Source organism: Ensifer sp. Root142 (assembly GCF_001426785.1).
In the GTDB taxonomy this organism is placed as follows: domain Bacteria; phylum Pseudomonadota; class Alphaproteobacteria; order Rhizobiales; family Rhizobiaceae; genus Ensifer; species Ensifer canadensis.
Genome location: NZ_LMFK01000044.1, coordinates 15,217 through 41,255, shown reverse-complemented (window position 1 = coordinate 41,255; position 26,039 = coordinate 15,217). Strand labels below are relative to the sequence as shown.

22 protein-coding genes are annotated in these 26,039 nt (G+C 61.1%); 9 read left to right on the top strand and 13 right to left on the bottom strand.

The genetic code is table 11. The annotated features are described in order from the left end of the window. Positions 1 to 159 precede the first annotated feature (159 nt). Positions 160 to 708, top strand: a complete 549-nt coding sequence (locus ASD52_RS28785) for a single-stranded DNA-binding protein (RefSeq protein WP_025427099.1) — start codon at positions 160 to 162, stop codon at positions 706 to 708. Between the two features lie 262 nt (positions 709 to 970). Here the strand turns inward: ASD52_RS28785 and ASD52_RS28780 are convergent, their stop codons facing one another. Beyond that, positions 971 to 1,600, bottom strand: a complete 630-nt coding sequence (locus tag ASD52_RS28780) for a MarC family protein (RefSeq protein WP_025427098.1) — start codon at positions 1,598 to 1,600, stop codon at positions 971 to 973. A 334-nt stretch (positions 1,601 to 1,934) separates the two neighbouring features. On the opposite strand from ASD52_RS28780, the gene gyrA reads away from it, so the two are divergent. Further along, positions 1,935 to 4,709 carry a DNA gyrase subunit A gene (gyrA, locus tag ASD52_RS28775; protein ID WP_025427097.1) on the top strand — a complete coding sequence of 925 codons (2,775 nt, stop codon included), beginning with the start codon at positions 1,935 to 1,937 and terminating at the stop codon, positions 4,707 to 4,709. A 46-nt stretch (positions 4,710 to 4,755) separates the two neighbouring features. On the opposite strand, the gene ASD52_RS28770 is transcribed toward gyrA, so the two are convergent. Beyond that, complete coding sequence (locus ASD52_RS28770) at positions 4,756 to 5,670, bottom strand: LysR family transcriptional regulator (protein WP_025427096.1); 915 nt, start codon at positions 5,668 to 5,670, stop codon at positions 4,756 to 4,758. A 94-nt stretch (positions 5,671 to 5,764) separates the two neighbouring features. On the opposite strand from ASD52_RS28770, the gene ASD52_RS28765 reads away from it, so the two are divergent. Further along, positions 5,765 to 6,799 carry an NAD(P)H-binding protein gene (locus tag ASD52_RS28765; RefSeq protein ID WP_025427095.1) on the top strand — a complete coding sequence of 345 codons (1,035 nt, stop codon included), beginning with the start codon at positions 5,765 to 5,767 and terminating at the stop codon, positions 6,797 to 6,799. On the opposite strand, the gene ASD52_RS28760 is transcribed toward ASD52_RS28765, so the two are convergent. Both ASD52_RS28760 and ASD52_RS28755 read right to left on the bottom strand, forming a co-directional pair. Further along, a complete protein-coding gene (locus ASD52_RS28760; protein ID WP_234907880.1) occupies positions 6,789 to 7,670 on the bottom strand; it encodes a lytic transglycosylase domain-containing protein in 882 nt (293 codons plus the stop codon). The two genes, ASD52_RS28765 and ASD52_RS28760, sit on opposite strands and share 11 nt — an antisense overlap. A gap of 151 nt (positions 7,671 to 7,821) precedes the next feature. Then, positions 7,822 to 8,331 (bottom strand): GNAT family N-acetyltransferase, encoded by a 510-nt coding sequence (locus ASD52_RS28755; RefSeq protein WP_025427093.1) that lies wholly within the window; start codon positions 8,329 to 8,331, stop codon positions 7,822 to 7,824. 36 nt (positions 8,332 to 8,367) lie between these two features. Here ASD52_RS28755 and ASD52_RS28750 point away from each other — a divergent pair, with 36 nt between their 5' ends. After that, positions 8,368 to 8,937, top strand: coding sequence for an XRE family transcriptional regulator (locus ASD52_RS28750; RefSeq protein WP_025427092.1), 570 nt, complete (start codon positions 8,368 to 8,370; stop codon positions 8,935 to 8,937). A gap of 2 nt (positions 8,938 to 8,939) precedes the next feature. On the opposite strand, the gene ASD52_RS28745 is transcribed toward ASD52_RS28750, so the two are convergent. The 5 genes from ASD52_RS28745 to trxB all read right to left on the bottom strand — a co-directional run bounded on the left by ASD52_RS28745 (position 8,940) and on the right by trxB (position 13,863). Then, the gene (locus ASD52_RS28745; protein ID WP_025427091.1) at positions 8,940 to 9,740 is read right to left on the bottom strand and encodes an aminoglycoside phosphotransferase family protein; all 801 of its coding nucleotides are present in this window, start codon (positions 9,738 to 9,740) and stop codon (positions 8,940 to 8,942) included. Positions 9,741 to 9,807: 67 nt separating this feature from the next. After that, entirely contained in the window at positions 9,808 to 10,929 is a 1,122-nt protein-coding gene (locus tag ASD52_RS28740) for an alkene reductase (protein ID WP_025427090.1), read from the bottom strand. Between the two features lie 40 nt (positions 10,930 to 10,969). Further along, the gene (locus ASD52_RS28735) at positions 10,970 to 11,260 is read right to left on the bottom strand and encodes a metalloregulator ArsR/SmtB family transcription factor (protein WP_025427089.1); all 291 of its coding nucleotides are present in this window, start codon (positions 11,258 to 11,260) and stop codon (positions 10,970 to 10,972) included. A gap of 616 nt (positions 11,261 to 11,876) precedes the next feature. After that, on the bottom strand, positions 11,877 to 12,773 hold the full coding sequence (locus ASD52_RS28730) for a LysR family transcriptional regulator VtlR (protein WP_038577011.1): 897 nt from the start codon (positions 12,771 to 12,773) through the stop codon (positions 11,877 to 11,879). A gap of 115 nt (positions 12,774 to 12,888) precedes the next feature. Continuing rightward, positions 12,889 to 13,863 carry a thioredoxin-disulfide reductase gene (gene trxB, locus ASD52_RS28725; RefSeq protein WP_025427087.1) on the bottom strand — a complete coding sequence of 325 codons (975 nt, stop codon included), beginning with the start codon at positions 13,861 to 13,863 and terminating at the stop codon, positions 12,889 to 12,891. Between the two features lie 847 nt (positions 13,864 to 14,710). Between trxB and ASD52_RS28720 the strand changes: the two genes are divergently transcribed. The 4 genes from ASD52_RS28720 (at position 14,711) to ASD52_RS28705 (ending at position 18,143) form a co-directional block, all read left to right on the top strand. After that, complete coding sequence (locus ASD52_RS28720; protein WP_025427086.1) at positions 14,711 to 15,181, top strand: Lrp/AsnC family transcriptional regulator; 471 nt, start codon at positions 14,711 to 14,713, stop codon at positions 15,179 to 15,181. Positions 15,182 to 15,264: 83 nt separating this feature from the next. Next, positions 15,265 to 16,074 (top strand): glycosyltransferase family 2 protein, encoded by an 810-nt coding sequence (locus ASD52_RS28715; RefSeq protein WP_025427085.1) that lies wholly within the window; start codon positions 15,265 to 15,267, stop codon positions 16,072 to 16,074. 18 nt (positions 16,075 to 16,092) lie between these two features. Further along, entirely contained in the window at positions 16,093 to 17,124 is a 1,032-nt protein-coding gene (locus ASD52_RS28710; protein WP_025427084.1) for a glycosyltransferase, read from the top strand. After that, entirely contained in the window at positions 17,121 to 18,143 is a 1,023-nt protein-coding gene (locus ASD52_RS28705) for a glycosyltransferase (protein ID WP_057214353.1), read from the top strand. Before ASD52_RS28710 ends, ASD52_RS28705 begins: the two co-directional genes overlap by 4 nt. Before the next feature lie 23 nt (positions 18,144 to 18,166). Here the strand turns inward: ASD52_RS28705 and ASD52_RS28700 are convergent, their stop codons facing one another. Together ASD52_RS28700 and greA are read right to left on the bottom strand one after the other, a co-directional pair. Then, complete coding sequence (locus ASD52_RS28700) at positions 18,167 to 19,222, bottom strand: glycosyltransferase family 4 protein (RefSeq protein ID WP_025427082.1); 1,056 nt, start codon at positions 19,220 to 19,222, stop codon at positions 18,167 to 18,169. An 87-nt stretch (positions 19,223 to 19,309) separates the two neighbouring features. After that, positions 19,310 to 19,786, bottom strand: a complete 477-nt coding sequence (gene greA, locus ASD52_RS28695) for a transcription elongation factor GreA (protein WP_025427081.1) — start codon at positions 19,784 to 19,786, stop codon at positions 19,310 to 19,312. Positions 19,787 to 20,081: 295 nt separating this feature from the next. Between greA and ASD52_RS28690 the strand changes: the two genes are divergently transcribed. Beyond that, a complete protein-coding gene (locus ASD52_RS28690; protein WP_025427080.1) occupies positions 20,082 to 21,572 on the top strand; it encodes an MFS transporter in 1,491 nt (496 codons plus the stop codon). Here ASD52_RS28690 and ASD52_RS28685 read toward each other — a convergent pair whose 3' ends face one another. After that, positions 21,573 to 21,893 carry a hypothetical protein gene (locus ASD52_RS28685; RefSeq protein WP_038576103.1) on the bottom strand — a complete coding sequence of 107 codons (321 nt, stop codon included), beginning with the start codon at positions 21,891 to 21,893 and terminating at the stop codon, positions 21,573 to 21,575. It abuts the gene before it with no gap. A gap of 209 nt (positions 21,894 to 22,102) precedes the next feature. Next, complete coding sequence (gene carB, locus ASD52_RS28680; RefSeq protein ID WP_025427078.1) at positions 22,103 to 25,594, bottom strand: carbamoyl-phosphate synthase large subunit; 3,492 nt, start codon at positions 25,592 to 25,594, stop codon at positions 22,103 to 22,105. Positions 25,595 to 26,039: the final 445 nt, after the last annotated feature.

Sequence of the window (26,039 nt, the reverse complement as noted above, 5' to 3'; positions counted from 1 at the left end):
TATTAGAACAAAGAAAGAACAAACAACACGCAAATCGACTAAATCTGTTGTGGATTATGTACGATGCGGGGCGTATCCGCGGCAGCGGACCGCTAAGATACGCGTTCTTGAAATTCGAAAGCCGTGCCGGCGGCGCGGCAAAACCACGGGAAAAGCAATATGGCTGGTAGCGTCAACAAGGTGATCTTGGTCGGAAACGTCGGGGCGGACCCGGAAATCCGGCGCACGCAGGACGGCCGGCCGATCGCCAACCTGCGCATTGCCACATCGGAAACCTGGCGTGACCGCAACAGCGGCGAGCGCAAGGAAAAGACCGAATGGCACACCGTCGTCGTCTTCAACGAAGGCCTGTGCAAGGTCGTCGAGCAATACGTCAAGAAGGGCGCGAAGCTCTATATCGAAGGCGCGCTGCAGACCCGCAAATGGCAGGACCAGACGGGCAATGATCGTTACTCGACCGAAATCGTGCTGCAGGGCTTCAACTCGACGCTGACCATGCTTGATGGTCGCGGCGAGGGCGGCGGCTCCGGCGCCGGCCGTGGCGGCTCCAGCGATTTCGGTGGCGGCGCTGGCGGCGGCTACGACGACTACGATCAGCAGCCGCGCCAGTCCTCCGGCGGCGGTCGCTCCGGCGGCGGCCAGGGTGGTCAGGGCAGCCAGAGTGGCGGCAACTTCTCGCGCGATCTCGACGACGACATCCCGTTCTGAGCCACGCGAACACGGCGATTTTCAGTTGCGGACGCCCTTTGGTGAGCAGACTGGAACGGCACGGGCCTTTAATGGCAATATCGTGACATTGAAAAAGGGCCGGGAAACCGGCCCTTTTTGCGTTCGAATGAACGTTTCTGTCGGTTGGAGCATTTCCAGGAAAAGTGCGAAGCGGTTTTCCGTCCGGAAGTGCGTATGACCAGGAGACGGGACGCTTCCGCAACTCTATCCAAAGCGGAAGCGCTCAAACGTCCCGATGGCCTCAGACCGCCATTGCCGATTTCACGCCGTCGACGACGAACTGGACTGCAAGTGCCGCCAGGATGACCCCAAGCAGGCGCGTGAGGATTGCCCGGCCGGTGACGCCGAGAAAACGGTCGATGCGTTCGGCGATGACAAGCGCCAGGAAAAGACTGACCATCGACAGCGCGATGACGATCAACAGCTGCGTGCGCTCGACCGCCGTCGGGAACGAGCCGGCAAGCAGGATCGTCGCGGAGATCGCGCCCGGCCCGGCAATCAGCGGCAGGGCAAGCGGGAACACCGCGATATTGTGGATGTGGTCCTTGGTGGTGGCGTTTTCGCCGGTCTTTTCCTTTCGCTCCTGACGCTTCTCGAAGATCATCTCGAAGGAAATCCAGAACAGCAGCAGACCGCCGGCGATGCGGAAGGCACCGATGGATATGCCGAGCAGGCCGAGAATGCCGTTACCGAAGACGGCGAAGGCGGCAAGGATGAAGAAGGCGATCAGCGAGCCGCGTGTGGCGACCTGAAAGCGTTCCTGCCGGCTGAGGCCGACGGTGAGGCTCAGGAAGATCGGGGCGAGCCCCGGCGGATCGAGCGTGACGAGCAGGGTGGTGAGTGCGTTGACCAGGAGGTCGACATTGAACATCCGTTTCCCCTTCCGGATTGTCGCGTGCGTGCGCGCGCGCCCCGAGTTTTCCCGGTGGCAGATCGGCATTGTTAGGCAAGCGGAGGGGGCTTGGGAAGGGGTCGGTGGCCAAAGCTTGAGCAATAGCTTAATGAGGATGTGACGGAACCTTCTCACAGCCGTTCAGGCCGGGCAGCCGACTTTGTCGCCAGCACTTCCGATTTCCGCTGCAATGCCCTAGAAAAGCCTGTTCCGACGGCAAAAGACTGTTCACAACCACGGGCCAAAATTGGCGCTTCCAGGCGCATTCGGCTATAAATATCCGACTGATTCTGAACAAAGATCGTGATCACAATTGACTGAGCAAAGCACTCCCGGCGGCGGAAAGACTCCGCCAGGCATCGAGCCGATTTCCATCATCGAGGAAATGCAGCGGTCCTATCTCGATTACGCCATGAGCGTCATCGTCAGCCGCGCGCTTCCAGACGTGCGTGACGGCCTGAAACCCGTTCATCGCCGCATCCTCTACGGGATGAGCGAACTCGGCATCGACTGGAACAAGAAGTACGTCAAATGCGCCCGTGTCACCGGGGACGTGATGGGCAAATACCACCCGCACGGCAATTCGGCGATCTACGATGCGCTGGCACGTATGGCCCAGGATTGGTCGCTGCGGCTGCCGCTGATCGACGGCCAGGGCAACTTCGGCTCGGTCGACGGCGACCCGCCGGCGGCAGAACGCTACACCGAGTGCCGCCTGCAGAAGGCAGCGCACTCGCTGCTCGACGACCTCGACAAGGAAACGGTCGATTTCCGCGACAACTACGACGGCACGATGAGCGAGCCGGTGGTGGTGCCCGCGAAGTTCCCGAACCTGCTCGTCAACGGCGCCGGCGGCATCGCGGTCGGCATGGCGACCAACATTCCGCCGCACAACCTCGTCGAAGTCATCAACGGCTGTATGGCGCTGATCGACAACCCGGCGATCGAATTGCCGGAGCTGATGGAAATCATCCCGGGGCCGGACTTCCCGACCGGTGCGCTCATCCTCGGCCGCTCGGGTATCCGCTCGGCCTACGAGACCGGCCGCGGTTCGGTCATCATGCGCGGTCGTGCCCATATCGAACCGATGCGCGGTGACCGCGAGCAGATCATCATCACCGAGATTCCCTTCCAGGTGAACAAGGCGACGATGATCGAGAAGATGGCCGAACTGGTGCGCGATAAGCGCATCGAAGGCATCTCGGATCTGCGCGACGAATCGGACCGTCAGGGCTACCGCGTCGTCGTCGAACTCAAGCGCGACGCCAATGCCGACGTCATCCTGAACCAGCTTTACCGTTACACGCCGCTGCAGTCGTCTTTCGGCTGCAACATGGTGGCGCTCAACGGCGGCAAGCCGGAGCAGATGACGCTGCTCGACATGCTGCGCGCCTTCGTCTCGTTCCGCGAGGAAGTCGTTAGCCGGAGAACGAAGTACCTGCTGCGCAAGGCGCGCGACCGTGCGCATGTCCTGGTCGGTCTCGCCATCGCGGTTGCCAACATCGACGAAGTGATCAAGCTGATCCGGCATGCGCCCGATCCGCAGACCGCGCGCGAACAGTTGATGGAGCGCCGTTGGCCGGCGCATGACGTCGACAGCCTCATCCGGCTGATCGACGACCCGCGTCACCGGATCAACGAAGACAATACCTACAACCTGTCGGAAGAGCAGGCGCGCGCCATTCTCGACCTGCGCCTGCAGCGCCTGACTGCGCTTGGTCGTGACGAAATCGGCGACGAACTCAACAAGATCGGCGAGGAAATCAAGGATTACCTCGATATCCTGTCGTCGCGTCTCCGCATCATGACCATCGTCAAGGACGAACTCACCGCCGTTCGCGAGGAGTTCGGCACGCCGCGTCGCAGCGAGATCGCCGAAGGCGGTCCCGACATGGACGACGAGGACCTGATCGCCCGCGAAGACATGGTCGTGACCGTCTCGCATCTCGGCTACATCAAGCGCGTGCCGCTGACCACCTATCGCGCGCAGCGCCGCGGCGGCAAGGGCCGCTCCGGCATGGCAACCAGGGACGAGGATTTCGTTACCCGGCTATTTGTTGCCAACACTCATACGCCGGTTCTGTTCTTCTCCTCCCGTGGCATCGTCTACAAGGAGAAGGTCTGGCGCCTGCCTATCGGCACGCCGCAATCGCGCGGCAAGGCACTGATCAACATGCTGCCGCTTGAACCCGGCGAACGCATCACGACGATCATGCCGCTGCCCGAGGACGAAACGACGTGGGAAAACCTCGACGTCATGTTCTCGACGACGCGCGGCACGGTGCGCCGTAACAAACTGTCCGACTTCGTCCAGGTCAACCGCAACGGCAAGATCGCGATGAAACTGGAGGAGGATGGCGACGAGATCCTCTCGGTCGACACCTGCACCGAGCATGACGACGTCATGCTGACGACGGCGCTCGGCCAGTGCATTCGCTTCCCGGTCGACGACGTGCGCGTTTTTGCCGGCCGCAACTCGATCGGCGTCCGCGGCATCAACCTTGGTGACGGCGACCGCATCATCTCGATGGCGATCCTCGGCCATGTGGATGCTGAGCCATGGGAACGGGCGGCCTACCTGAAGCGCGCAGCCGCCGAGCGGCGCACGAACGGCGAGGAAGAAGAAATCGCTCTGGTCGGCGAGGAAGTCACCGAAGGTGGCGAACTCACCAACGAGCGCTACGAAGAGCTGAAGGCGCGCGAACAGTTCGTTCTGACGGTTTCGGAGAAGGGCTTTGGCAAACGTTCGTCGTCCTACGATTTCCGCACCTCGGGTCGTGGCGGCAAGGGCATCCGCGCCACCGACACCTCGAAGACGACGGAGATCGGCGTACTCGTCGCGGCCTTCCCAATCGAAGACAACGATCAGATCATGCTCGTTTCCGATGGCGGCCAGTTGATCCGCGTGCCGATCAATGGCGTCCGGCTTGCCAGCCGCGCCACCAAGGGCGTGACGATCTTCTCGACGGCCAAGGACGAAAAGGTCGTCTCGGTCGAGCGCATCAGCGAACCGGAAGGTGACGAAGAAGGCGAGGACCTGGTGGCAGCCGAAAACGGCGCACCGGAAACGCCGGAAGCCGAAGCCTGATAGGCGGCTCCAACCGACTGAAAAGCCCGCCGATCGGCGGGCTTTTTTATTGGGCAGCCATGATTTCCGGCGGGCGAATGTAGGTTCTCAGGCCCTTGGCCAGCGCATCGAAGACCACCCGGCAACGCGGCGCCGCCTTCAGGTTTTCGTGCATGACGAGCCATGTCTCGAGCTTCATTACGAACCCGTCTGCCAGTACCGGGAGAATATCGGGGTCGCGGGCAGCAAGCGCATTCTGACAGATACCGATGCCGAAACCGGCGCGAATGGCGGCAAGCTGCGCGAGGTTGCTGTCTGCCTTCAGCGCAAAGCGCACGTCCGGCAGGCCGGGTGTGCGGGCGATGATTGCCCGGATCGCCGCCGTCTCGCGGTCATAGCCGATCAGGCTGTGGCGGCTCAGATCGGCAAGCGTGGCCGGGGTGCCGCGCCGGTCGAGGTATCGCCGGTGGGCGTGAAAACCGAGCGGCACCGCGCCGATATGAAGCGCCACCAGCGCATCCTGACTGGGCACCGCCATGCGCACGGCGATGTCCGCCTCCTGCCGCAGGATGTCCTCGATCGCATCGGAAGCCGACAGCTCGATGGTCAGATCCGGATATTGCACATGCAGCTCGGCAAGGATCGGCGGCAACACCTCGATACCGATCACTTCGCTGGCACTGATGCGCACCGTTCCGCTGACCGTATCCTGCTGGCCGGAGGCAGCGCGAAGCAGGGCCGCTGATGTTGCTGCGAGCGCTTCGGCATAGGGTTGAAGCGCGCGGGCGGCATCGGTCGGCAACAGTCCCTGCGGCGAGCGAGTGAAGAGCGGAAAGCCGAGCATCTCCTCCATTGCATCGACATGGCGCCCGACCGTCGGTTGCGTCAGGCCGAGCTCGCGCGCCGCCGCCGACAGCGAGCCTTCTTTCAGCACCTTCAGGAAAGTCCGGTAGTAGTCCCAGCTCGGCTCGATCTTGCTCATACATAAAAGTATAGCAATGAAACAGAAAACGACAATTCCGTTTATCCCGGAATTGCACGACATTTCCTCCATCAGAACCGATGGAGCAGACGCAATGACCGACAATCTGGAAAAGGCAAGAACAGTCCTGGTATTGGGCGCGACCGGCGGCATCGGTGGTGCCGTCGCCCGCGGCCTCAGCCAGCGGGGATGGAAAGTGCGCGCACTCAATCGCAATATCGCCAAGGCCGCGCAGAAGGCGCCCGCGTACGAATGGGTGGAGGGCGATGCGATGAAGCGGCTGGACGTTCGCGCCGCCGCAGAAGGCGTCGAACTGATCGTTCATGCCGTCAATCCGCCCGGTTACCGCAACTGGGGCAAGCTGGTACTGCCGATGCTCGACAACACCATTGCCGCCGCGAAAGCGGAAGGCGCGCGCATTTTGCTGCCGGGCACGATCTACAATTTCGGTCAGGATGCCTTCCCGCTTCTGACCGAAGACAGCCCGCAGAACCCGCATACGGACAAGGGCATGATCCGCAAGGAGATGGAACTTCGATTGAAAGCTGCGTCAGACGCCGGTGTCGGCGTGATCATCCTGCGGGCTGGAGATTTCTTCGGCCCCGATGCCGCCAACAACTGGTTTTCGCAAGGGCTGGTCAAGCCGGGCAAGCCGCTGACCGCGATCAGCTATCCCGGAAAGAAGGGCGTCGCCCACCAATGGGCCTATCTGCCCGATGTGGCCGAGACGATGATCCGTCTGGTCGAGCGTGCCGAGGATCTGCCGGCCTTTGCCGTCTACCATATGGGCGGTTTCGTCGATGATGACGGCACGAAGATGATCGCCGCCATCCGGCGCGCAGCGGGACAGCAAAGGCTTCCGGCACGTGCCTTTCCATGGTGGCTGGTGACGCTGGCTTCCCCCTTCGTCCCGCTCTTTCGGGAGTTGCGCAAGATGCGCTACCTCTGGCGCCAACCGCTACGGATGCCGAACAATCGATTGCTGGACTTGCTCGGCGAGGAGCCGCGTACACCGATCGATGAAGCGGTGGCCAAAACCCTCAAGGCGCTCGGCTGCTTGCCGCAGAGTGCCGGACAAATCGGCGCCGGCGAGGGACTCACCCCAGCCAAAATGGCGATCAGTTCCTGAAGACCAAGCAAGCGCCACCATTTTTCCGAATGGTGGCGCAAAGCGCATTGGCTTCCACCTGGCTATCGCGGCCGATTCGGGCGGCATAACGAATGCGGCGGCCGAAGCTGGCATTGCGTTCGCGCAGGAGCAGGGCCTTCTCGCTACGGATCGGGGCCGGCAGACGTTTGACAGCGTTGACGAAGAGCCGCTGCGCCACCGATTTCTGAAAATGCGCCGCAAGCTGTACGCCCCAGGGCGCCCACTCCGCCTCATCGATCACGTCGATCTCGCGCAGTTGGCGGGTGCTGGCCAGCGCCACGCAGCCGTCGAGAAAATTCTTGCTCTTGTCGAGCGTCAGATCGAGTGTCTTTGGCGGATTGTCCCGCCAGTCCTCGACGCTGTAGGCGGTGATCGCCAGCACATAGTTGCGTGTCTCCGTCGGCAGCCAGTCCACTTCGAGGAAACGCTCCAGCCCATTTTCACCGGCATTGTAGGCGGCGGCGGCAAAACCGAGATTGCCGTAGCGCGACTTCAGCTCACCAAGATATTCGGCTGATTTTCCCAGAGCGGCAACGACATCGAAACTGTTGGAAAGGCCACGCATTTTCGCCGTTCCCGGCATGAACTGCGCGATGCCTTCCGCCCCTTTCGGGCTGACCGCATTCGGCCGAAACAGGCTTTCGCGCCAGATAAGGCGCGCAAAGAAGGCTGAAGGCAAGTCATTGGCGGCGGCATAATGATCGATGACGCCGCAAACATCGCGCTCGAAGCTTTCCTTGCTGATGCACAGCGATTTAACCGGGTCCGTCACCGACCGGCCGACATAGATGCACTTGGCGCGCACCGGCAGCTCGTCGATGCGAGCCTGAGCGATATCCGGCGACCCCATGCTCACGGCCATCAAAAGCGCCAGCAGCCCTCTGGCGGCAAACGCAAGACCTTTTGAGCTGCCGTTCCCCATGCCGTACCGCCCGCAATGCCTCATCGAAACAGACCGGCTTTATACATAGCATCTCGCGAGGTCAGGAAAAACAGGTCCTTCAGGCGGGTGAGCCGGTGGAGAGCACCAGTTGCATGAAGGTCAAGTCGAGCCAACGGCCGAACTTCGTTCCAACTTCGCGCATTCGACCGGTCTCTGTGAAACCCAGCCGTTGGTGAAGCCGGATCGAGGCGGCATTCTCCGACTCGATCCCCGCCACCATCACATGCTTGTTGAGACGTTCGGCCTCGGCGATCAAGGCAACCATCAGCTCGCGGCCGATGCCGCCGCCACGGCTTTTGCGGTGGACATACACGGAATGCTCGACCGTGTGCCGGTAACCGTCAAACGCACGCCAGTCGCCGAAGGAGGCATAGCCGACGATATCGCCGCTGTCTGCCACCGCGACCAGGACCGGGTATCCGGCATCGCTTCGCGCCCTGAGCCAGGCAGCTCGATTGGCGACATCGACGATCGTGTCGTTCCAGATGGCGGTCGTATTGGCCACCGCGTCGTTGTAGATGTCGCAGATGACCGGCAGGTCATCTTTCGTTGCTTGCCTGGTCAGCATGTTGCCCCGCATGTTCGTACACCATATGACTACGTCATGGATACTAAAGTGTACAGCCTTGATCAACGCATCAGTGATCGCATTCGTCTCGAGCGGGAAATCCGCGGCTGGTCACTGAGCGAGCTTGCGGAACGCTCCGGCGTCTCCCGCACGATGATCCACAAGATCGAGCGCGCAGATAGCAGTCCGACGGCAACATTGCTTGCGCGGCTTTCCGGTGCCTTCGGCCTGACCATGTCGACGCTGATCGCCCGCGCGGAAATTCAGGAGGGTCGCCTGTCGCGGCGCGAGCACCAGCCGGTCTGGCGCGATCCGCAAAGCGGATATCTCAGGCGGCATGTCTCACCGAACTCCGAGCTGCCGCTGGAACTGATCGAGGTCGAACTGCCAGCGGGTGCGGACGTGCCTATGCCGGCGGCCGCCTATGCAATGTTTCGCCAGTTGATCTGGGTGAAGCAGGGCGCCTTGACCTTCACGGAAGGCGAGGAGACGCATGCGCTGGCAGCAGGCGATTGCCTTGAGCTCGGACCACCCACGGACTGCATCTTCCGCAATGGCAACGATACGTTATGTGTCTATGCGGTGATCCTCTTAAGCAGCCGCTGACGCTACCTGTCGATTTCGGCTGCAGCGATCCGCGCGACCAGCATTTCGCCCTCGACATCGAAGTCGTCATCATCCTCCAGAAACCATGCGGCAGAGAGACCCGCATAGGCCAGAATCCAGGAAAGGATACGGCGCGGCGCCAGTCGAGTCGCCTCTGCGACAATAGCGAGATGGCGTTGCAGGCGACCGGGCTCGCTCACCACAGCCAGTTCCGGATTGCAGAAGAGATTGGCATAGTCGTAACCCGGATCGCCATAGACCGGCTTCGGGTCGATCGCCAACCAGCCACGGGCACTGAAGTCGAGAATGTTGCCGTGGTGAACATCGCCATGCAGCACGACCGGCGGATGCGGATCGGAAAACAAGGCCTCGGCCGCCGCAAGCGAACGCGCCAGCACGCCGCCATGGGTTCGTGCTGCCGGCGCCAGTGCCGCAAACCATCTCTCAAGCGGGACGAGATCGGGAATGGCCGCATCGCGGGGCGCATGGAGCGCAGCCACCGTCCCGCAGATGATCCGTGTCGCCACCTCGTCGCTTCCCGTCATCGCCATATGAAACAGCGATCGCCGGCTGTCGGTACGCTCCATCACAAGCGCATCCTCGTCGTCGGCATAGACTTCGGCAGCACCCTGGCCGGCCCACCAGAGCATCGGCAACCGGCCGAGCTTCTCTTCCACTTCGTGAGCGACCTTCAGCATTGCCGGCAGGCCGCGCCAGCGCACCGGCAGCAGTTGGCTCGATCGCGTTGAGACCCGGTCACCGTCCGGCTGCAGCGACCATTTTTCGAGGTAGGGAGCAAACATACAAGGAGGGATGGTCCGTTGGCGATCAAGCCCCGCCGACCGGCGGGGCTTGAGGGATGTGGTGGTATCAGGCGACCTGTTCAAGAGACGGGTAGTCGGTATAGCCCTTTGCGCCGCCGCCATAGAACGTCGCTTGATCCGGCGCATTCAACGGAGCGTTCTCCTGCAGGCGCTCGACAAGGTCAGGATTGGCAATGAACGGCTTACCGAAGGCGACCAGATCGGCCTCGCGACTTTCAACTGTCTTTGCCGCCAGATCGCGATCATATCCGTTGTTGGTCATCCAGGCAGCCTTGCCGCCGGCAGCGGCATAGACGGCGCGTAGAGCGTGGTAGTCGAACGGACGCTCGCCCTGTTGGTGATCGCGCGGACCGCCGGTCGCACCCTCGATGATGTGGAGATAGGCGAGGGGATAACGGGCCAGGTTCTTGACGACATAGCTGAACAGCGCCTGCGGCTCCGGATCGAAGGCGTCGTTGGCGGGCGTCACCGGCGAGAGACGGATGCCGACACGGCCGGCGCCGATCTCCGAGGTGATGGCATCAACTACCTGGAACAGGAAGCGGGCGCGGTTCTCGATCGAACCGCCATAGGCGTCGGTGCGCTGGTTCGAACCGGAGCGCAGGAACTGATCGATGAGATAGCCATTGGCGGCGTGGATCTCGACACCGTCGAAGCCGGCATCGATCGCGGCGCGGGCAGCCTTGCGATAGTCCTCAACGATCCCGTCGAGTTCGCTGATGTCGAGCGCACGCGGTTCGGAGGTTTCGGCAAACGAACCCGTGCCATCGGGATTGATCAGATAGGTCTTGGACTTTGCCCTTATCGCTGAAGGTGCAACCGGCTTGCCACCGTCCGGCTGCAGCGAATCATGTGAGATCCGGCCGACATGCCACATCTGTACGACAATCCGGCCACCCCTGGCATGCACGGCATCGGTGACCTTGCGCCAGCCCTCGAGGGCTTCGGATGTGTAGAGCCCGGGCACATCGGCATAACCCTGGCCCTGCTGGGTGATCGCAGTTGCCTCGGTGATCAGCAGGCCAGCCGATGCGCGCTGTTCGTAATAGGTGGCGTTGAGTGTGTTCGGCACGGCCTTCGGCGAACGATTGCGCGTCAACGGCGCCATGACGATGCGGTTCTTCAGGGTGATGTCACCAATGGTGATGGGATCGAATAGGGTAGCCATTGCAGGTCCTTTCGGTTTCAGTTTGGTCTTGGGGGGGGTGTCAGAGACTGCCGATGTCCTTCAGGAACGCGGCAATCGTCTCTTCGTTGCGCCTGTAGAAAACCCATTGGCCGAGACGGCGGGTTGTCACCAGGCCAGCGCGCTGGAGAATGGCGAGATGGGAGGATACGGTCGATTGCGACAGGCCGCAGCGCTCGAACTGCCCCGCGCAAACGCCCATCTCAAACGGATGCTCCTGGGTCGGAAAGTGCACCTCGGGCTCCTTCAACCAAGCAAGGATGCTCACTCTTGCCGGGTGTGCCAGGGCCTTGAAGATTTCGTCTCGATCCATCGTCTATCGCCATATCGTGTTTTATCGATAGATGTATCGGCTACACTCGATATTCAAATCACAAGAGCGTGAGGAGGAAATGAGCAAAAAAAGAGGGCCGCAAGAAAACTTGGGCCCTTGTAGTTGTGAAGGTAATTAGAACCTCCAGAGGGGAACAGCTGCTGCGGTGGCGGGGAGGAGAAAGCCACCAAGAATGCATCAGCTACATTTTGATATGGGAAGCGAAGTACCAGCTTTCAATAGCCGGCTGTGAATTTCGTCACGGCTCGCCCGTGTCCACACAGTAGACAAAAAAAGAGGGCCACAAGATGACTTGGGCCCTTATAGTTGTGAAGGTAATTAAACCTCCAGAGGGGAACAGCTGCTGCGGTGGCACTGGGAGGAGAAGCCACCAAAGATGCATCAGCTGAGGGTGGTATGCTGCTTTTTTGGGCGAGCAGCAATCATTTAATATGCATGTCAGCCATGCCATGTGCGCATCACTGCTCATTTTTGCACCGCACAAACAAAATGCGGCGCACCAAATGCGCCGCACGATCTAAATTACGATTATAAAACAACGAGCTAATCAGCCATCCGGCAAATGCTCACAAATCGAGCAATGGCGCCTTTGGCGTCAGAAGCTCCAGTTCCTGGCCTTGGCGACGATGTAATCGCGGAAGACCTTGAGCTTGGCAGCATTCTTCATCTCGTCGGGATAGCAGAAGTAGGTGTCGAACGACGGAATGTCGGCACTGATCGGAAGTTGTATCAGGCCTGGATCGCGGCCGACGATATAGTCAGGCAGCATCGCTATGCCGATGCCGAGCAGGCAGGCGCGCTTGATCGAGGTCTGGCTGTTGATCTGCAGATGCGAGGTCCGCGGGTTGTCGGAATCGCGGCCGGCGATTTCGAGCCAGTTGACGTCGAGCAGGTAGTTTGGCGCAGGTTCGCCGAAGGTAATGATGCGGTGGTTGTCGAGATCGTCGAGCGACTGCGGTTCGCCGTGCTTGTTGATGTAGGAGGGCGCCGCATAGACGTGCATATGCACGGTGAAGAGCTTGCGCTGGATCAGGTCGGATTGCTGCGGCTGGCGCAGGCGTATGGCGCAGTCGGCATGGCGCATGTTCACGTCGAGCTCCTCGTTATCGAGGATCAACTGTACCTGGACATCAGGGTGCAGCGACATGAACTCCTGGATCTTGTCGGTCAGCCAGCCCTGGCCAAGGCCTACGGTCGTCGTGATGCGCAGCTTGCCGCTCGGCTTGTCGGTCGTCTCGCTCAGCTGAACCTTGACGCTTTCGAGCTTCATCAGCACTTCGTGCGCAGTCCGGTAGAGGATCTCGCCCTGCTCGGTCAGGATCAGGCCGCGCGCGTGGCGGTGGAACAGCTTGATGCCGACATCCTGCTCAAGCGAGCTCACCTGACGGCTGATCGCCGACTGAGAGAGATGGAGCTTGTCTGCCGCATGCGTGAACGACCCAGCCTCGGCCGCCGCGTGAAAAATGCGCAGTTTGTCCCAATCCAGCGACATGAAGTCCCCCATATGAAACCACCCCGGGGGACGGGATCATGTCCTCCGCGTGCGGCTGATGCATCTGTTCCCATACGGGAAGGCTCCTTGCCTGGAGCTTCCCGATTCGCAGCTTCTATTCGGCTGCAATTGCGACGGGCATATGACCCGCCAGGTATTTCTCGGCCTCGAGCGCCGCCATGCATCCCATGCCTGCAGCCGTCACGGCCTGGCGGTAGATGTCGTCGGTGACGTCACCTGCGGCAAAAACGCCGGGTATATCGGTCGCCGTCGAATCAGCGGCCGTCCAGAGATAGCCATTGGACTTCTGCCGGAGCTTGCCCTTGAACAGTTCGACAGCCGGCGCATGACCGATTGCGACGAAGACGCCGTCGGTCACCATGTCGCTCGTTTCGCCCGTCTTGGTGTTGCGCAGCTTCACGCCATTGACCGATGCAGGCATCGGCGGCTTGGGGGCGGCACCAAGATATTCGACGACCTCGTGGTCCCAGATGATCTTGACGTTGGGCTTGGCGAACAGGCGCTCCTGCAGGATCTTTTCGGCGCGGAACGAATCGCGGCGATGAACGACGGTGACGGTCTTTGCGAGATTGGAGAGGTAAAGAGCCTCTTCAACGGCCGAATTGCCGCCGCCGACGACGATGACGTCCTTGTTGCGATAGAAGAACCCGTCGCAGGTGGCGCAGGCCGAAACGCCGAAGCCCATGAAAGTCGGCTCGGTTTCGATGCCGAGCCACTTTGCCTTGGCGCCGGTGGCAATGATCAAGGCGTCAGCCGTCCAATCGTTGCCGCTGTCGGTCTTGACGCGGAAGGGGCGAACGGAAAGGTCAACATCCGTGACCAGATCATTGACGATCTCGGCGCCAACATGCGTCGCCTGCTTCAGCATCTGCTCCATCATCCACGGACCCTGAACCGGATCGGCATAGCCCGGATAGTTCTCCACATCGGTGGTGATCATCAACTGGCCGCCTTGTTCCATGCCGGCGATCAGGACCGGTTCCAGCATCGCGCGCGCCGTGTAGATGGCGGCGGTATAACCGGCCGGGCCGGAGCCGATGATCAGCGCTTTTACGTGGCGGGCAGTCATGGTCTTGTCCTTCGCTCACCGAATGGCCGAAGGGCCCTGTCCGGTTCCGTTACATCACAGGCAAATAGTGCCATACTTTAGGTATTCCCCCCCGGGACTTTCAAGGGCGGTCGCGGTGATACACACAAGTGCTTGAGCCCAAGGCGCCGATTTGACACCAGATCAGGCATTTTTGCACCGCTTGCGTCCCCCTTCTTCACGTCACAAGCCCGTGATGACATCGCATGAGAACCGGATCCAGCGAACGGAACATGAGATACAGGGATCGAGGGCAACACGACATTGCCCCCTTACACGCCTGACGGAAGACCTAGGACGGGCGCGAAGGCGTGGATCGCCACAGGTTTTTCGACGAACGCCCCCAAAAGAATCGACGTCAACCGGGCGCGACCGCCTCTGAACGCCGGTTTTCCCGCGAATAGTCGGCGCAGATGCTTGTTGTCGGATCGGTTTGGCGATATTTCACGCGGATTCACTTTGCTGGAGAGGCATATGGGGTTGAATGCAAGCCGCGTTTGGCTCGACCGCGAACTCGCCGCGTTCGGCAATTCACGACCGGAGAGTAGCCTCGCCTTCAGTGCGGGAACCGGATCGCAAACATACGCCTCCACGCCTCCAAGATCGCCCGCCGATAACACAAGGCTCACGCGCTACGAGCGAGAACTGCACACGCAGGGTCCGTCACTACGTGCAGGTCGAACGGACGGTCGACTGTCGATCAATTCTCTATGGCCAACCTGATAAAATCGGCTCGGTGACGACAACCTACCGGGCAATCCAAGCAAAGATACTCCTCTTCGGCTTTGCCCCATGCATCAAAGTCGCTTTGTGAAAAGGACGAACCTTCATGACGAAACAAGTCGAGCTCGACGCAATCGATCTCAAGATCCTTCGCGAGCTCCAGCGTGACGGCAGGATGACCAATGTGGATCTCGCCCAGCGTGTTGGCATTTCGGCGCCCCCCTGTCTGCGACGGGTGCGCAAACTCGAGGAAACCGGCGTTATCAAGGGCTACCACGCGCTGCTGAACGCACCGGCGCTCGGCTTCGATCTGGTGGGTTTCTGCATGGTGGGTCTCAAGCGGCAGTCGGAGGCGGATCTCAAGGCATTCGCCGCGGCAACCGCGGAATGGCAGATCGTGCGCCAGGCATGGACAGTCTCGGGCGAAAGCGACTTTCTGCTTCATTGCGTCGCCGAGAACCTGACCGCGTTCCAGGATTTCGTCATCGAGGTTTTGACCGCCAACGAGCGCGTCGATACGGTTCGCACGATGTTGACCATTCGTCAGGTCAAGGATATCGGGCTGGTCCAGATCTAGGATCCGGAACACTTGCGGATCCGCAACGGCAGCGAGGCTCCCTTGGAGAACGCAGACACGACCGAAGTTGAGTGGCGTCATCCATGAGCAAACTTCCGCTTTCCGCCTTCATCATTTGCCAGAATGAAGAGGCCTACCTCGGCAACTGCATCGAGAGCCTCGAGCAGTGCGCCGAGATCGTCATCGTCGATTCGGGATCGACGGATGGCACTGCCGCGCTCGTGCAATCCTTCATCGATAATGGATGGCCGATCCGCTTCATGCACGAGCCCTGGCGGGGCTATGCGGGCCAGAAACAGTTCGCGCTGGACCAGTGCACGCAACCCTGGTGCTTCAACATCGACTCCGACGAACGCCTTGATGAACCGCTGAAGGCGCTTCTGCCGTCGCTGCTTGACGGGCCGGCCGAGACGGTCGGCTGGCGCGTGGCGCGCCGCCCCTATTTGATCGGTTACGGTTATACGCCGGTGCGCGTGCATGAGAGGCGAAATCTGCGCCTGATCCGCAAGGGCAGGGGACGCTACGACCTCAGTCAGAAAGTGCACGAGGGTATCGTACCCGATGGTCATGTTGGCGCCGCCAGCAAAGGCAGCCTGCTTCATTATCGTCCGCTTGTTATCGACGAACAGATCCTGAAGGAAAACAAGTACTCCACGCTGAAGGCGGATCAGCAGGCAGCGGCCGGAAAACCACCGCGGCCATACAAGATGCTGTTCAGCCCACCGCTTTACTTTTATCGTCTCTATTTCCGAAACGGGCTTTGGCGCTGTGGCTTTCCGGGCTTCATCGAAGCCATGACGGGCGCCGTATACGCATTCTTGACCGCCGCAAAAATCTATCAGAGGCACGCACTCAGTAAGCGTCCCAACAACGATGATGCCGCTCTGCATTGAAAGCATCCAGGTGATTTTATGAAAGTGATGCATATCCATTTTGGCAAGGACGGTGGAGCGGAACGGTTCTTCGTCAATCTCGTCAACGCATTGCATGATCGTGGTGTCGAGCAGCGCATGCTGATCAGGCCCGACAGAAGCTGGCGTCAAGAGCTGGAGCATTGCGGCAAGATCTACGAAGGCGTCTTTCGCCGAATTTCGCTCTCGCGCTTTGTCCTTCAGGCACGCATGCAGCGGATATTGCGGGAGTTCCAACCCGACGTGATCATGGCCTGGCAGCTTCGCGCAAGCCGTTTCATGCCTGTCTACAACAAGGCCTTCCGCATTTCCCGACTTGGCGATTATCCGGAGCACCTCGGTTACTACACGAATGTCGAGACGCTCGTCTGCATAACACCCGATATCGCCGATCGCGTCAGAAAGCTCGGCTGGAAGCGTGGGGTCGAAGTGATCGCCAACTTCACACGGGCAACGCCGGCGGCCGCGATAGAGCGCCGAGACCTCGAAACGCCGGAGGATGCCTTTGTCGTCGTCGGCATGGGGCGGTTCGTGCCGCGAAAGGGCTTCGATCATCTGCTGCGCGCCGTCGCCAAGGTCAATGGCGCCTATCTTTGGCTGCTGGGCGATGGTCCCGAACGCGCCAACCTCGAACGGCTTGCAGAAGAACTCGGCATAAGGGACCGTGTGCGCTTTCCTGGCTGGAAGACGAACGCCTATGGCTACCTGTCGGCGGGCGATGCCTTCGCGATCACATCATTGCATGAGCCTTTGGGCAACGTCTGCTTTGAGGGGTGGGGTGCGGGAGTAGCCACTATTGCGTCTCGCGCCGAGGGGCCGTCCTGGGTCATGACGGATGGCCAGGACGCACTGATGGTTGATTGTGCCGATGCGGAGGGTCTGGCAATCGCTATCGAACGGCTGCGCGACGACCCGGCGCTTCGCACGCGCCTCTGCGAAGGTGGGCGCGATACGCTTGCCAAGCGTTTTTCGGAGCAGGTGATCTCAGAGACCTACCTCGAGCTGTTTGCCCGGGGTTCGAAGCAAACATGAAACTCGTCCATTTTCACTTCGGCAAGGATGGTGGCGCCGAGCGTTTCTTCGTCCATCTCGTCAATGCCTTTGCCGAGCGCGGCGTTGAACAGAAGGCGATCATTCGACCGGATCGGATCTGGCGCAAGGACATCAGCCCTTCCGTCGGAATCAAAGAGAGCCATTTCCGGAACCTGTCGGTCGACCGCATCCTTCTTCCATGGAAGACAGCACGGCTCGCCAAGACGTGGAAGCCGGATGCTCTTATGGCATGGGCGCCCCGTGCCAGCGAATTGATGCCGAACTACAAGGGTTGCATCAAGATCTCGCGGCTCGGCGACTACCCGCCGCGGCTCGACTACTTCCGCAACACCGACTGCCTCGTCTGCAACACTCCTGGCATCGCCGCGCATGTGCGCGAAATCGGTTGGAAGCGCGACGTCGAGGTTATCTCCAATTTCACCAATACCGAACGCGTCGCTGCCGTCAGCCGCGCCACGCTGGATACGCCGAACGACGCGCCGGTCGTCATGTCGATGGGCCGCTTCGTTGAGCGCAAGGGCTTCCATACGCTGATCGAAGCGATCGCCAAGGTGCCGGGTGCGTATCTCTGGCTTGTCGGAGATGGGGAAGAGCGCGAAAACCTCGAAAAGCTTGCCATCGATCTCGGTGTTTCGGGCCGGGTGCGATTTGCCGGCTGGCAAAAGGACACGCGTGCGTTCCTGGCCGCCGCAGACATCTTCGTCATGGCGTCAAGCCATGAACCACTCGGCAACGTTATTCTCGAATCCTGGGCGCAGGGCACGCCAGTCGTTTCAAGCCGCTCTGAAGGACCGCAATGGTTCATGCGCGACGGTGAAAACGGCCTGATGGTCGATATCGGCGATGCCGAGGGTTTCGGCCACGCCATCGAGCGCATAGCAAACGACCGACAGATCGGGTCGCGTTTGGCAGAACGCGGCTACGAAACGCTGATGAACCAGTTTTCCAAACAGGCCATCACCAACGCCTATTTGAAGCTGTTCGCCTCGAAGAAATAGGCGGCAGTCGGCCACTAGGCCGGTCAGCGCATCAGCCGTTCGTACACTGAATTGATGGCGGCCGCTTCGCCTTCGATCGCAAACGAAGTGGCGGTGCGGACAAGGCCATTCGCACCCGCTGCTGTGCGCCGCCGGTCACCATCCATGAACGCGGCCGTCGCCTCGACCATGGCTTGAAGGTTATCGGCCGGGACGATCGTCCCGGTTTCGCCTGCACCGCTCACAACCAGTTCGGAAAATGCGCCGACATCGGTCGCCACGACGGGAACGCCCGTTGCCATGGCTTCGAGCGGTGTCAGACCGAATCCTTCCCAGCGCTGCGGCGCGACGAAAAGATCGAGCGCCCGGTACCAGTCGGGAATGTTGGTGTGTTCACCGACAAACAGGATACGCTCGGCAAGCCCGGCTTTGGCGACGCGCTCCTTGAGCTCGTTTTCAAATGCCACATGCGGACCCGTCGCCCGACCGGCAACGATCGCGCTCCAGCTTGGACGGCAGGGCAGGAGGGCGATCATGCTATCAACGAAGAGATCGGTGCCCTTCTGACGGCGGACCCGCCCGAAGCAGCCGACGAATTTCTGGGCCGGATCGACGCCAAGTGCGGCCTTCGCCTGATGCTGATCGACGGGCGGCTGGAACCGTATGGTATCGATCCCGTGCAGGATGACGTCGTTCGGCACTTCGAGATAGGCGGCTGTCTTGCCGCTTGTCGCGATCACCGCATCCATACGGCCGATCAGAAATTTACTCCAGCCCGTATGGCGGCGCTGGGACGCCGAGGTGAAGGCAATCTTCAACTTCATGCGCAGGAGATCGCGCAGGATGATCGCCGGCAACATCTCGACGTTGCGCCGAGCGTGCCAGACGCGGCAGCGCCGGCCGTCGGGCGCTTTCCAGAGATGCAGGAGATCGAGAAACCTGATCGAAGGCAGACTGTCGGGAAGACCCGGACCGAGCACCGCGATCTTCTGACCCAGCGCGCGCTGGATCGGGATGAGTTGGATGATTGTCGAGGTAACGCCCGAGAGGCGCCGCTTGAAATTGGGAGCGATCACCTCGACGTCCCGGATGTCAGCCACGGAATCGCTCTCCTTGCGCATGCGACAGTCAATGTCTTGGAGGCAGGGGGATCGGGGCGAAGCGGAACCGTCGCCCCAAAGGGGCGATCAGCCCCAGTTTACCGCGAGGATTTCGTAGGCCTTGGAACCGCCGGGTGCGTTCACTTCGATGGAATCGCCGACTTCCTTGCCGATCAGCGCGCGGGCGATCGGCGACGAGATGGAGATGCGTCCAGCCTTAACGTCCGCTTCCTGATCGCCAACGATCTGGTAGGTTTTTTCTTCCTCGGTGTCCTCGTCGACGAGCTTCACCTTGGCACCGAACTTGATCTTGGAGCCGGACATCTTCGACAGGTCGATGACTTCGGCGCGCGCGATCAGGTCTTCGAGTTCGCCGACGCGACCCTCGTTGTGGCTCTGAGCCTCTTTGGCGGCATGGTACTCGGCATTTTCCGACAAGTCGCCATGCGCGCGTGCTTCGGCGATGGCCTCGATGATTCGTGGTCGCTCTTCCTGCTGGCGCCAGCGCAGCTCCTCCTGCAGGTTGACGAATCCACCCTGTGTCATCGGCACTTTGTCGACCATTTCAATGTCCTTCATCAAGCACGAGGCGCCGCTTGGGGGCGGCGCCAACGCAAAAGAAAACGGTCTCCGGCGCGCAAGCACCGGAACCGTCCGAAATATCCGAACCGTTCTTATAGCAGAAAGGAAACTGCCAATGCCAGATTTTTCGCCATGATCCACCGCGTCCTTCACTTGGGGGGCGCAACTTGCAGACGCTCCTACCAATTTGACATCCTCGATAATGGGCTTTACCTCAACCGCGGTTGAGGTCGTAACAGTTCTGTTTCCGAAACGACGAACACACGGAAATGACAGGATGAGCACGACAAAAGACGACCGCGACGCAGGGAAAGCCGAGGGCCATTCAGAAGCGGAAGGGCGTTGGGCCGAGTTGTTGCAACCCAACCATCTGGCGGCGACCGTGACGCTTTGCCTCGGTGTCGCGCTCTTTGCCTTCAACGAGTTCTTCATCTCGACCGCGCTCCCGACGGCAGTCGAGGAATTTGGCGGTGCGGCACTGCTCTCCTGGGCCTTCACCCTCTATCTCGTCTTTGCAATCATCGGCGGGGCATTGGCTGCCAATCTCAAGGCGCGCTTCGGCGCCCGCAATGCGTTGATCGCAGCAGCGCTTGTCTTCGTCACCGGCACAGTGATTGCGACGCTGGCGACGAGCATGCCGCAGGTCCTGGTCGGAAGGCTGTTTCAAGGGCTGGGCGAGGGCATCATTGCCGCTATTTGCTATGCACTGATCCCGGAGCTTTTCCCGCCTCGGCTCGTGCCGAAGGTCTTCGGTGCAGAGGCCATCGTCTGGGCAAGTGCTGCCTTTGCCGGTCCGCTCATTTCAGGATTTCTCACCGAACACTGGTCATGGCGTGCGGCCTTCTTCGTCAACATTCCCGCCGCCGCCATCTTTATTGCGCTGGTCCTTGCCATCGTACCCAGACGGTCGGCTTCGGCGCAGATCGTGCAACCCATTCCGCTTTTTCGCCTGATCGCATTTGGCCTGGGCATACTGCTGATCTCGGTTTCGAATATGCTCCAGAACGGATTTGCCATGGCGGCGCTCGTGGTCGTAGCGATCGCCGTTCTCGTCAACACTGTGCATCTCGACCGTCGCTCCAGGCACTCAATTCTCCCGCTTGGCGCATTTTCGATCGGGCGCCCGCTCGGCACCGGCCTCTGGATCATTCTGCTGATGCCGTTGGCGCAGGCTTCCGGCTCCGTCTATCTCGTCTACGGCTTGCAACACCTCTGGAATTTCGGCCCGACGGCCGCCGGATTCTCGAGCGCGCTGATGGCGATGTCGTGGAGCTTGACCGCCATTCTGGTGGCGAGCCTGCGCTCGCATGATCTGCGTGTACGATTGATCTGGGTCGGGCCACTGCTGCTTTGCCTCGGGCTCATCGGCCTGACGGTCGCGATCGCGACAGCGGAGTTTCGGTTGGTTTTCGCAGGTCAAATTGCCATTGGTGCCGGCTTCGGCGTCTGCTGGGGCACGCTCAGCCAATTGCTGATGGATGTGTCGCCGCCCCCTGAGCGAGACAAGACTTCGGCACTGCTGCCGACGCTGCAATCCGCAGGTTACGCAGTCGGCGCAGCCGTCTTCGGGCTGACCGCCAACATACGCGGCTTCGATGAAGGCGCACGGTTGGCCGTCATGCGCGACGCGCTGTTAGCGGTGTTTGCCTTGAGTTGCGTGATCTCGGTTGCGTCGTTGTTCTTCGGCATCAGGACTGTCCGGCTTGCGCGCAGCCGAAGGCCAACACGCAGCGAGGCTCGGGCACAGCGGCCCGTGACGGTCGATTGATCACCAGGCCGTGGGCAGGGCGGCGGCGGTTTCGGTGGGGCGGCGGAATACGCCAAGGCTGCCTCGACCGATCAAAGCGTCCTGTTCACGGCCACGACCGTCTGACGGCGCAATCGTCGCCAGAATCTCGCCGCTGCCCGAGCGCACATGGACCCTCAGCGATCCATAGTCGGCATCGCGGCCAATCTTGTCGGCAATTCGCTGGCCGTAATACAGGGCGGAACCTTCGTCGAAGTGGCTGATGCCGTCCTCGTCGACAAAGCGCTCGTCGCCCCAATACAAATCGAAGAAATAGACCTGCACGATGTTGCCCCATCCCATGCGCAGTGCCGGATCTTTCCGACTTGGGAGCGCATGTGGGCATGTAAGCACCCGGCGACCGAACCTAGGCTGAACCCGGCGTTCAGGTGGCGTTCACAACAATGAGGGGGAGATTGCGCACTCGTAGAGCGATTTCGGCTGAGCATCGAGCCGCCGCTCGTCAGCGGCCCAACTGCGCGCACCCAAAGATGCGCGCAGCCGTCGTTCGATCAGGCCTTGAAGTAGCTCTGGAGCGGGCGAACCTCGAGGTTGCCGGCCTTGAGCGCCTTGATCGCGCGCGCTGCCGCCTCTGCACCTGCCATGGTGGTGTAGTAGGGCACCTTCTGCATCAATGTCGCGCGGCGAAGCGACTTGGAATCCGAGATCGCTTTGTTGCCATCCGTCGTGTTGATGACAAGCTGGACCTGCCGGTTGCGGATCGCGTCCTCGACATGCGGACGACCTTCCTGGACCTTGTTGACCTTGACGGCGGCAATGCCGTTTTCACCGAGGAAGCGGGCGGTGCCGCCGGTCGCCATCACCTTGAAGCCGATGTCGACGAGAATGCGGATCGCCGGTAGGACGCGGGTTTTGTCTTCGTCGCGGACGGATACGAACACCGTTCCGTCGCGCGGCAGATCGACGCCGGCACCGAGCTGCGACTTGGCAAAAGCAAGCGCGTAGTCGGTATCAAGGCCGATGACTTCGCCAGTCGAGCGCATTTCCGGGCCGAGCAGCGTGTCGACACCGGGGAAGCGGGCGAACGGGAACACGGCTTCCTTGACGGCGATGTGCTTCAGGTTGCGCGGGTCGGGCTTTTCGCCGTAGGCGGCGATCGCCACATCCAGCGCTTCACCGGCCATCACGCGGGCAGCGATCTTGGCGATCGGCGCACCGATGGTCTTGGCGACGAAGGGCACGGTGCGCGAGGCGCGCGGGTTGACTTCGAGCACGTAGATCGTGCCGTCCTTGATCGCGAACTGGACGTTCATCAGACCACCGACATTGAGTGCTTTGGCCAGCGCCGTCGTCTGGCGTTCCAGCTCGTCGACCATCGCGTTGTCGAGCGTGTGAACCGGCAGCGAGCAGGCACTGTCGCCGGAGTGAATGCCGGCCTCCTCGATGTGCTCCATGATACCCGAGACGAACACATCCTTGCCGTCACAGAGGCAGTCGACGTCGACTTCCGTGGCGTTGCTCAGGTAGCTGTCGAACAGCAGCGGGTTCTTGCCGAGAAGCGTGTTGATCTGGCCGGTCTTGTCGTTCGGGTAACGCTGCTTGATGTCTTCCGGAACGAGGCCCGGAACTGTATCGAGCAGATATGTCTGCAGCATGCTTTCCGAATGGATGATCTGCATGGCCCGGCCACCGAGAACGTAGGACGGACGCACGACCAGCGGGAAGCCGATTTCGGCGGCAACGAGGCGTGCCTGTTCGACCGAATAGGCGATGCCGTTGTTCGGCTGGTTGAGATCGAGCTTCATCAGCAGCTTCTGGAAGCGGTCGCGGTCTTCGGCAAGGTCGATCATGTCGGGTGCGGTGCCGAGGATCGGGATGCCGTTCTTTTCCAGTGCTTCCGCCAGCTTCAGCGGCGTCTGGCCGCCGAACTGCACGATGACGCCGACCAGTTCGCCCTTTTCCTGCTCGGCGCGCATGATCTCGATCACGTCTTCAGCGGTCAGCGACTCGAAGTAGAGCCGGTCCGACGTGTCGTAGTCGGTCGAAACGGTCTCGGGGTTGCAGTTGATCATGATCGCTTCATAGCCAGCGTCCTTCAAAGCGAAGGCGGCATGGCAGCAGCAATAGTCGAACTCGATGCCCTGGCCGATCCGGTTCGGACCACCGCCGAGGATGACGACCTTCTTGCGGTCGGAGACATCAGCCTCAGAGCGGGCCGCACCAACGAAAGGCGTCTCGTAGGTCGAGTACATGTAGGCGGTCGGCGAGGCGAATTCGGCGGCGCAGGTGTCGATGCGCTTATAGACCGGGCGGACGTTGAGCGCGTTTCGAAGTTCTGCCACTTCCTTCGGGCGCTTGCCGCCGAGCGTTGCCAGCCGGGCATCGGAGAAGCCCATGGCCTTCAGCATGCGCAGGTTCTCAGCATCCTGAGGCAGGCCGTGCTCGCGGACGCGCGCTTCCATGTCGACGATCGCCTTGAACTGGGCGATGAACCACGGGTCGATCTTGCTTGCCTCGTGAACTTCGGCCTCGCTCATGCCGAGACGCAGCGCCTGGGCAACCATGCGCAGACGGTCCGGCGTCGGCGTACCGATCGCGGCACGGATAGCGTTACGGCCATCGCCGTTCTCGTCCATGTCAGGGATTTCGATTTCATCGAGACCGGTGAGCCCGGTCTCAAGGCCACGCAGCGCTTTCTGCAGCGATTCGGCAAAGGTACGGCCGATCGCCATGACTTCACCGACCGACTTCATCGCAGTGGTCAGGACCGGCGAGGCGCCTGGGAATTTCTCGAAGGCAAAGCGCGGGATCTTGGTGACGACGTAGTCGATCGACGGCTCGAAGGATGCCGGCGTCGCGCCGCCGGTGATGTCGTTCTCGAGTTCGTCGAGCGTGTAGCCGATGGCGAGCTTGGCCGCGATCTTGGCGATCGGGAAGCCGGTTGCCTTGGAAGCGAGAGCCGAGGAGCGCGAAACGCGCGGGTTCATCTCGATGACGACGAGACGACCATCCTTGGGGTTGACGGCGAACTGCACATTCGAGCCCCCGGTCTCGACGCCGATCTCGCGCAGCACCGCGATCGAGGCGTTGCGCATGATCTGGTATTCCTTGTCCGTCAGCGTCAGCGCCGGAGCAACGGTGATCGAATCGCCGGTGTGCACGCCCATCGGGTCGATGTTTTCGATCGAGCAGATGATGATGCAGTTGTCCGCCGTGTCGCGGACGACTTCCATCTCGTATTCCTTCCAGCCGAGAACCGATTCTTCGATCAGCACTTCGGTGGTCGGCGATGCGTCGAGGCCGCTGCCGACGATGTCGAAGAATTCGGTGCGGTTATAGGCGATGCCGCCGCCGGTGCCGCCGAGTGTGAACGACGGGCGGATGATCGCCGGCAGGCCGACATCGTCGAGCGCCTGCGCGGCGATGGCCATCGCATGGTTCATGTAGCGCTGCTTGCGATCGCCTTCGCCGAGGTTCCACTGGTTTTCCAGTTCGTCGAGCGCCGTGTCGAGTTCCGGCCCGGAAAGGCGGCCCTTCAGTTCGGCGCGTTCGGCCTCATGCACCTTGCGGTCGTGGTCCTTGATGTCGGTGGCGTTCGCCAGGCGCGACTTCGGCGTCTCCAGGCCGATCTTGGCCATCGCCTCGCGGAAGAGCGCGCGGTCTTCTGCCTTGTCGATCGCGTCCGGCTTGGCGCCGATCATCTCGACATTGTAGCGGTCGAGAACGCCCATGCGGCGCAGCGACAGCGCGGTGTTGAGCGCGGTCTGGCCGCCCATGGTCGGCAGCAGTGCGTCTGGGCGCTCCTTGGCAATGATCTTGGCAACGACTTCCGGGGTGATCGGCTCGACGTATGTTGCGTCCGCCAGACCCGGGTCGGTCATGATCGTTGCCGGGTTGGAGTTGACGAGGATGACGCGGTAGCCTTCCTCCTTCAGCGCCTTGCAGGCCTGGGTGCCGGAATAGTCGAATTCGCATGCCTGACCGATGACGATCGGCCCCGCGCCGATGATGAGGATCGATTTGATATCTTGGCGCTTCGGCATGGTCGGTCATCCGTTTCTAGCTGCGCGAAAAACCGGCCAAAGTGGGAGGTCACCGGCCGGGCACGCATTGATGGTCTTTTCAGGCTAGAAGCGGCTTATAGGCAAATGTATCTGCAAGCGAAACCCCGAAAATTCCGGAATCGACAGGAAAGCCGACATATTTCGGCATGGGCTTTTGCAACGTGTCGGACGGCGGTCCCAAAGCCGCATGCGGGCCGTCAAATCACGCCCGGTACCACCAGAACCTCGACCTCGCCGGCAGCAGGCGGATGGGCAATCACGCTGGCGGCTTCATCGAGCGAAACGTGCCGCGCGATCCTCCGTGCAAGAGGTGCCTGTCGGTGCCACACGCCTCGACGCGCACCAGCAGGTCACCAGGGCCGGGAGCAGGCGTCCACCTTACGCAGGAAGTTCACTTCACCCAGGAACAGGTCGTCAATCGCCT

Excerpts from the sequence above, each read along its gene's own strand:
- ASD52_RS28785 (WP_025427099.1), top strand. The coding sequence starts at position 160 with ATGGCTGGTAGCGTCAACAAGGTGATCTTGGTCGGAAACGTCGGGGCG.
- ASD52_RS28780 (WP_025427098.1), bottom strand. The coding sequence starts at position 1,600 with ATGTTCAATGTCGACCTCCTGGTCAACGCACTCACCACCCTGCTCGTC.
- ASD52_RS28770 (WP_025427096.1), bottom strand. The coding sequence starts at position 5,670 with ATGAGCAAGATCGAGCCGAGCTGGGACTACTACCGGACTTTCCTGAAG.
- ASD52_RS28765 (WP_025427095.1), top strand. The coding sequence starts at position 5,765 with ATGACCGACAATCTGGAAAAGGCAAGAACAGTCCTGGTATTGGGCGCG.
- ASD52_RS28760 (WP_234907880.1), bottom strand. The coding sequence starts at position 7,670 with ATGGGGTCGCCGGATATCGCTCAGGCTCGCATCGACGAGCTGCCGGTG.
- ASD52_RS28755 (WP_025427093.1), bottom strand. The coding sequence starts at position 8,331 with ATGCTGACCAGGCAAGCAACGAAAGATGACCTGCCGGTCATCTGCGAC.
- ASD52_RS28750 (WP_025427092.1), top strand. The coding sequence starts at position 8,368 with ATGGATACTAAAGTGTACAGCCTTGATCAACGCATCAGTGATCGCATT.
- ASD52_RS28745 (WP_025427091.1), bottom strand. The coding sequence starts at position 9,740 with ATGTTTGCTCCCTACCTCGAAAAATGGTCGCTGCAGCCGGACGGTGAC.
- ASD52_RS28740 (WP_025427090.1), bottom strand. The coding sequence starts at position 10,929 with ATGGCTACCCTATTCGATCCCATCACCATTGGTGACATCACCCTGAAG.
- ASD52_RS28735 (WP_025427089.1), bottom strand. The coding sequence starts at position 11,260 with ATGGATCGAGACGAAATCTTCAAGGCCCTGGCACACCCGGCAAGAGTG.
- ASD52_RS28730 (WP_038577011.1), bottom strand. The coding sequence starts at position 12,773 with ATGTCGCTGGATTGGGACAAACTGCGCATTTTTCACGCGGCGGCCGAG.
- trxB (WP_025427087.1), bottom strand. The coding sequence starts at position 13,863 with ATGACTGCCCGCCACGTAAAAGCGCTGATCATCGGCTCCGGCCCGGCC.
- ASD52_RS28720 (WP_025427086.1), top strand. The coding sequence starts at position 14,711 with ATGACGAAACAAGTCGAGCTCGACGCAATCGATCTCAAGATCCTTCGC.
- ASD52_RS28715 (WP_025427085.1), top strand. The coding sequence starts at position 15,265 with ATGAGCAAACTTCCGCTTTCCGCCTTCATCATTTGCCAGAATGAAGAG.
- ASD52_RS28710 (WP_025427084.1), top strand. The coding sequence starts at position 16,093 with ATGAAAGTGATGCATATCCATTTTGGCAAGGACGGTGGAGCGGAACGG.
- ASD52_RS28705 (WP_057214353.1), top strand. The coding sequence starts at position 17,121 with ATGAAACTCGTCCATTTTCACTTCGGCAAGGATGGTGGCGCCGAGCGT.
- greA (WP_025427081.1), bottom strand. The coding sequence starts at position 19,786 with ATGGTCGACAAAGTGCCGATGACACAGGGTGGATTCGTCAACCTGCAG.
- ASD52_RS28690 (WP_025427080.1), top strand. The coding sequence starts at position 20,082 with ATGAGCACGACAAAAGACGACCGCGACGCAGGGAAAGCCGAGGGCCAT.
- ASD52_RS28685 (WP_038576103.1), bottom strand. The coding sequence starts at position 21,893 with ATGGGATGGGGCAACATCGTGCAGGTCTATTTCTTCGATTTGTATTGG.
- carB (WP_025427078.1), bottom strand. The coding sequence starts at position 25,594 with ATGCCGAAGCGCCAAGATATCAAATCGATCCTCATCATCGGCGCGGGG.